The sequence below is a fragment of the Streptomyces sp. PA03-1a genome (assembly GCF_033792805.1).
Lineage (GTDB): Bacteria > Actinomycetota > Actinomycetes > Streptomycetales > Streptomycetaceae > Actinacidiphila.
The window spans coordinates 1-5,930 of sequence record NZ_JARAVO010000377.1 but is presented as its reverse complement, the minus strand read 5'-3'; the positions used below and the strand labels follow the sequence as shown (position 1 = coordinate 5,930).

Genomic DNA, 5,930 nt, shown 5'->3' with positions numbered 1-5,930 from the left:
GAGCACGAAGTCGGTGTAGCCCACCAGCAGCACGCCCACCTGCTGCTGCCCGCGGTGGGCGTGCTGCTGGTGGGCTACACCGACTTCGTGCTCACCGCACGGGCCTTCGCCGGACAGGACGCCGACCGCCTCGACAGCAACCAGGAGTTGCTCGCCCTGGGCGCCGCCAACCTCGGGTCGGGCGTCCTGCACGGCTTCCCGGTCAGCAGCAGCGCCAGCCGCACCGCGCTCGGCGTCTCCGCCGGCAGCCGGACCCAGCTGTACTCCCTGGTGACGCTGGTGGCGGTGGTCTGCGTCCTGTTGTTCCTCAACCCGGCGCTGTCCGCGATGCCCTCCACCGTCCTCGGCGCCATCGTGGTCTTCGCCGCCTGCCGGCTGATCGACCTCGCCGGTTTCCGCCGTCTGGCGTCGTTCCGCCGCCGCGAACTGGCGCTGGCCCTCGCGTGCCTGGTGGGCGTGCTCGCCCTGGACATCCTGTACGGCGTCATGGTCGCCGTCGCCCTGTCGGTGGCGGAGATGCTGGTGCGGGTGGCCCGCCCGCACGACGCCGTCGAGGGACTGGTGCCGGGCCTGGCCGGCATGCACGACGTGGACGACTACCCCCAGGCCCGCACGATCCCCGGTCTGCTCGTCTACCGCTACGACTCGCCGCTCTTCTTCGCCAACGCCGAGGACTTCCGCCGCCGGGCCCTGGCCTCCGTCGACCGGCAGCACGACCCGGTGCGGTGGTTCGTCCTCAACACCGAGGCCAACGTCGAGGTCGACATCACCGCCCTGGACGCCCTGGACGCCCTGCGCCGCGAACTCGCCGCCCGCGGCATCGTCCTCGCGCTCGCCCGCGTCAAGAAGGACCTGCTGGACGACCTGGACGCGTACGGCCTGACCGGGTCGGTGGGCCGGGAGCGCATCTTCCCCACCCTGCCGACGGCGGTCGAGGCCTACCGCGCCTGGGCGGAAGGCGGCGCCGACGGGGGCGGGAACGGGACCACCGGGAGCGGGGACGGGGCGCACTGACGGGAGCGGGCCACACGGCGCCGCCGTGAGGAGCACCCTGTGGGAAGGCCGCCACGGCACCGCGCCGCGGCCGCCGCCGAGGGGGACGCTCATGACCAGGCGGAAGCGGCAGGAAGCCACGGGAAACCCGGACGTCCTCGCGCCGGAAGAGGTGTCGGAGTCCGAACGGCTGCTGTTCGGCGGGCCGTTGCGGTACGACATGGGCTGGAACAAGCACGACGGCTCCTTCCTGGAACTGGGGCTGCGGGCGATGCTCCGGCGGCTCCCGCAGCTCGTCGCGACCACCGTGCGGCTGGCCCACCGGGCCGATCCCCGGGCCCTGCGCGTCGTGGCGCTGGCCGAGGCGGGCCGCGGTGTCGCCCAGGCGGTGGGCCTGGTCGCCGTCAACTGGGTGCTCGCCCGGCTGCTCGTACCCGGCGGGACCGCCGAGCGGCTCACGGGCGCGGCCCCGGCGCTGGTGCTCGTGGCCGCGGCCGCACTGACCGGGGCGGTGCTGCGCTCGGTCTCCACGGCCGGCACCGGCAAACTGGAGCCGACCGTGGAACGGGCGGCCACCGAGATGTACCTGGAGCGCGTCGCCCGTGTGGAGCTCGCGGCCGTGGAGGACGACGAGTTCCACAAGCTGCTCGACTCGGCGTCCTGGGGCGCCGCGTCGGCCCGGCGGATGATCAACTTCTGCTCGTCGGTGGTCAACGCGCTGATCTCGCTGGTCGCGGCGGCCGGCGTGCTCACCGTCCTGCACCCCGGGCTGCTCCCGCTGCTGGCGGTGATGACCCTGCCCAGCGCCTGGAGCGCGCTCACCATCGCCCGCCGCCGCTACATCTCCTTCCACAACTGGGTGCAGCACGCCCGCGCCGGGCAACTGCTGGGACGCCTGCTGATCGAGACGGAGGCGGCGCCCGAGGTCCGCGTCCACGACCTGGGGCCGTTCCTGCTGGGGCACTTCAGGGCGATGGCCGAGAACGGCGAGCGGGAGCAGACCCGGCTCGCGCGGCTCGCGGCGCGCACCGGACTGGTCGCCTCGGCGTGGACCGGGGTGGCGACGGCGGCCACGTACGGCGCCCTGGGCGCGCTGCTGTGGAGCGGGGCGATGGGGCTGTCCGTGGCCGGCACGGCGGTGATCGCCATCCGCACCGGGTCCTCCGCCCTGGACCGGCTGGTCGTCCAACTCGGCTACCTGCACGAGGAGGCGCTGTTCGTCGCCGACCTGGAGCGGTTGTGCGCCGAGGCGGACCGCCGGGTGATCCCGCGCGGCGGGCTCGACCTGCCGGAGCGGGTCGAGGCCGTCCGCTTCGAGAAGGTCACCTTCAGCTACCCGGTCACCGCCGCCGCGGCGCCCGGCACCCCGCTCGTGCGGCCGCCGGCCCTGTGCGAGGTCGACGTCACCATCCCCATCGGCCAGGTCGTCGCCCTCGTCGGACGCAACGGCAGCGGCAAGACCACGCTGGCCAAGCTGCTGTGCGGGCTGTACACGCCGGACTCCGGACGGATCCGCTGGGACGGCGTCGACGCGGCCGACGCCGACCGGCGGCAGATCACCGACCGGATCGCGCTGGTCTCGCAGGACGCCTACCGCTGGCCGTTCACCGCGCGGGTCAACGTCGGGATCGGCCGCCCCGACGCCCTGCTGACGGACGAGCGCCTGGACGCCGCCGCCCGCTACTCCGGCGCCGACGAGGTCGTCGCGGGCCTGCCCCGCGGCTGGGACACGCTGCTGGGCCGCGGGTACAAGGGCGGTCACGAGATATCCGGCGGCCAGTGGCAGCGGCTCCAGCTCAGCCGGGCCCAGTACCGCGACGCCCGGATCCTCATCGTCGACGAGCCGACCAGCGCCCTGGACGCCCAGGCCGAGCAGCGGGTCTTCGACCTCATCCGGGAGCTCGCCGCCGACGGGCAGACCGTCGTCCTGATCACGCACCGCCTGCACAGCGTCCGCCACGCCGACGTGATCTACGTCCTGGACGGGGGACGCGTCGTCGAGCACGGCGCCTTCGCCGACCTGATGCGGCCGGGCGCGGGCACGGGCGACTTCCGCGAGATGTACCTGCTGCAGTCCCGGCAGTACCAGCACCCCGAGCACAACTGACCCACGGGACCGGCCCGTCGGGGGGCCCGGCCGGGGGCGCGTTGCGGGGCCAGGGCGACTACCAGGTGTACGGGGACACCGGCGGCTCGCAGAGTTCGAAGACGAGCTCGCCCGCATCGGCGCGCTCCGTCCGGGCCACCCGCACGCGGGCGCCGCTGCGCACCTGCATCGGCAGGGCGCCGACGATCCGGCCCCGTACCGAGAAGCCCTCGGAGAGGTCGACGAGGGAGGCGTCCCGCATCGAGCGGACGATCACCCCCGTGCCGTCGCTGCGTACCTCGTCGAGCTCGGTGGAGGCGCAGGTGGGGCAGAGGAGGCGCTGGAAGGCGGTGTTGCCGCACCAACGGCAGCGCTGGACCAGCAGCCCGCCGTCAACCGATTCGTCGTGCGCGTCGAGAGTCCGGTCATTCATGGCGCACACGATATGGCACTCAGTGCACTTTGAAAAGGCACTCAGTGCCTTAAGTGAGGGAGTCCTCCTCCGTCAGGCCTGCCTCGATCTCCCGGACGACCCGCCACATGGGCGTCCGCCGCTTGGTGATCACGATCACCACGTCGTCCTCCGCCTCCGGGGTGCCCTGCCGGGGGGCGCCGTCCCCGTTCCAGGCGGCGCGGACGAACTCCATCGCGTGGTCCACGGCCGCGCCGGCGTCGCCCTCCGCACCGGAACGCAGCCATGTGCGCAGGCCGTTGTTGTGGGCGGCGACCACGGCCGCCGCGATCACGTCGGCGCGGAGCTTGCCGTCGGGGCGGTCCGCGTAGCGGGCCCCGAGGTAGTCGGCGATCGCACGCTCGTAGCGCCACACGACCGAGAGTTCGTACGCCCGCAGCCCGGGCACCTGCTTGGTGAGGCGGTAGCGCTGCACGGAGAAGGTCGGGTTCTCGGCGTACATGGTGAGCACCAGGCGCGCCGCGTCGCAGACCCGCGTCACCGGGTCGTCCGTGTCGGCGCTGGCCTCCAGGAAGCGGGTCATGTCGGCGAGCGCGCCCTCGTGGTCGGGGAAGACCACGTCCTCCTTGGAGGGGAAGTAGCGGAAGAACGACCGGCGCCCGACGCCGGCGAGGGTGACGATGTCGTCGATCGTCGTCGCCTCGTAGCCGCGTTCGAGGAAGAGCTGGAAGGCCGCTGCGACGAGGGCGTCCCGCATCGGGGGCTTCGTGGTCATGGAGGCGAACCTAACACCGGGGGTCAGTCGATCGATGGCACTGAGTGTGCATAATTGAGGGTACTCGATGCCATGGAAGCTGACGCGGACTGGAGTAACGGACGTGAGTGACAATTTCGACCTCTTCCGGACGTCGGAGGAGCACGACATGCTCCGGGACGCGGTGCGTTCGCTGGCCGAGGCGAAGATCGCGCCGTTCGCGGCCGAGGTGGACGAGCTCGGGCGGTTCCCCCAGGAGGCGCGGGACGCGCTGGAGGCGAACGACCTGCACGCGGTGCACGTGCCGGAGGCCTTCGGTGGCGCGGGTGCGGACGCCCTGTCGACGGTGATCGTGATCGAGGAGGTGGCGCGGGTGTGCGCCTCCTCCTCCCTGATCCCGGCGGTGAACAAGCTGGGCTCGCTGCCGGTGCAGCTGTCGGGCTCGCAGGAGCTGAAGGCGAAGTACCTCGGGGCGCTCGCACGCGGGGAGGGGATGTTCTCGTACTGCCTGTCGGAGCCGGAGGCCGGCTCCGACGCGGCGGGGATGAAGACGCGTGCGGTGCGCGACGGGGACTTCTGGGTGCTCAACGGCGTCAAGCGGTGGATCACCAACGCGGGCGTGAGCGAGTTCTACACCGTCATGGCGGTGACCGACCCGGAGAAGCGCTCCAAGGGGATATCGGCCTTCGTGGTGGAGAAGGGCGACGAGGGCGTGTCCTTCGGCGCCCCGGAGAAGAAGCTGGGCATCAAGGGGTCGCCCACCCGCGAGGTGTACTTCGACAACGTACGGATCCCCGCGGACCGGATGATCGGCGCGGAGGGCACGGGCTTCGCCACGGCGATGCGCACCCTGGACCACACGCGCGTGACGATCGCGGCCCAGGCGATCGGCATCGCGCAGGGCGCACTGGACTACGCCAAGGGCTACGTCAAGGAGCGCAAGCAGTTCGGCAAGGCGATCGCCGAGTTCCAGGGCATCCAGTTCATGCTGGCTGACATGGCGATGAAGCTGGAGGCGGCGCGGCAGCTGACGTACGCGGCGGCGGCGAAGTCGGAGCGTTCGGACGCGGACCTGACGTTCTTCGGTGCGGCGGCCAAGTGCTACGCGTCGGACGCGGCGATGGAGATCACCACGGACGCGGTGCAGCTGCTTGGTGGTTACGGGTACACGCGGGACTACCCGGTGGAGCGGATGATGCGCGACGCCAAGATCACCCAGATCTACGAGGGCACCAACCAGGTCCAGCGCATCGTCATGGCCCGCAACCTGCCGTAATCAGCAAACCGAGAGTGTGGAGGGACATCAAGTGAGCTTGAGGATCGTTGTCGCAGTGAAGTACGTGCCTGATGCCACGGGTGATCGTCACTTCGCGGGGGATCTGACCACGGATCGGGATGCGGTGGATGGTCTGCTGTCGGAGCTGGACGAGTATGCGGTGGAGCAGGCGCTGCAGATCGCGGAGGCTGCGGACGGCGCCGAGGTGACGGTGGTGACGGTGGGTCCGGAGGATGCGAAGGACGCGTTGCGCAAGGCGTTGTCGATGGGTGCGGACAAGGCGGTCCATGTCGAGGACGACGGTTTGCATGGCAGTGATGTGATGGGGACGTCGCTGGTGCTGGCGAAGGCGGTCGAGCACGTGGGGTTCGATCTGGTGGTGACGGGGATGGCGTCCACCGATGGGACG

6 protein-coding genes are annotated in these 5,930 nt (G+C 71.5%); 4 read left to right on the top strand and 2 right to left on the bottom strand.

The genetic code is table 11. The features are described 5' to 3' along the window. The coding region (locus PV341_RS43310) for a SulP family inorganic anion transporter (RefSeq protein WP_500360771.1) at window positions 1-1,014 on the top strand (1,014 nt) is incomplete at its 5' end. Window positions 1,015-1,105: 91 nt separating this feature from the next. Beyond that, the gene (locus tag PV341_RS43305; RefSeq protein ID WP_500360769.1) at window positions 1,106-3,100 is read left to right on the top strand and encodes an ABC transporter ATP-binding protein; all 1,995 of its coding nucleotides are present in this window, start codon (window positions 1,106-1,108) and stop codon (window positions 3,098-3,100) included. Window positions 3,101-3,158: 58 nt separating this feature from the next. Here PV341_RS43305 and PV341_RS43300 read toward each other — a convergent pair whose 3' ends face one another. Then, window positions 3,159-3,512: a Zn-ribbon domain-containing OB-fold protein gene (locus PV341_RS43300; protein ID WP_500321518.1), complete on the bottom strand. Its 354-nt coding sequence runs from the start codon at window positions 3,510-3,512 to the stop codon at window positions 3,159-3,161. 49 nt (window positions 3,513-3,561) lie between these two features. After that, a complete protein-coding gene (locus PV341_RS43295) occupies window positions 3,562-4,266 on the bottom strand; it encodes a TetR family transcriptional regulator (protein ID WP_500321517.1) in 705 nt (234 codons plus the stop codon). Window positions 4,267-4,369: 103 nt separating this feature from the next. Between PV341_RS43295 and PV341_RS43290 the strand changes: the two genes are divergently transcribed. Next, a complete protein-coding gene (locus tag PV341_RS43290) occupies window positions 4,370-5,521 on the top strand; it encodes an acyl-CoA dehydrogenase family protein (RefSeq protein ID WP_500338950.1) in 1,152 nt (383 codons plus the stop codon). A gap of 31 nt (window positions 5,522-5,552) precedes the next feature. Next, window positions 5,553-5,930: electron transfer flavoprotein subunit beta/FixA family protein (locus tag PV341_RS43285; protein ID WP_500360767.1), on the top strand; the 378-nt coding region annotated here is incomplete at its 3' end.

Coding starts and splice junctions, on each gene's coding strand:
- PV341_RS43305 (WP_500360769.1), top strand. CDS start 1,106: ATGACCAGGCGGAAGCGGCAGGAAGCCACGGGAAACCCGGACGTCCTC.
- PV341_RS43300 (WP_500321518.1), bottom strand. CDS start 3,512: ATGAATGACCGGACTCTCGACGCGCACGACGAATCGGTTGACGGCGGG.
- PV341_RS43295 (WP_500321517.1), bottom strand. CDS start 4,266: ATGACCACGAAGCCCCCGATGCGGGACGCCCTCGTCGCAGCGGCCTTC.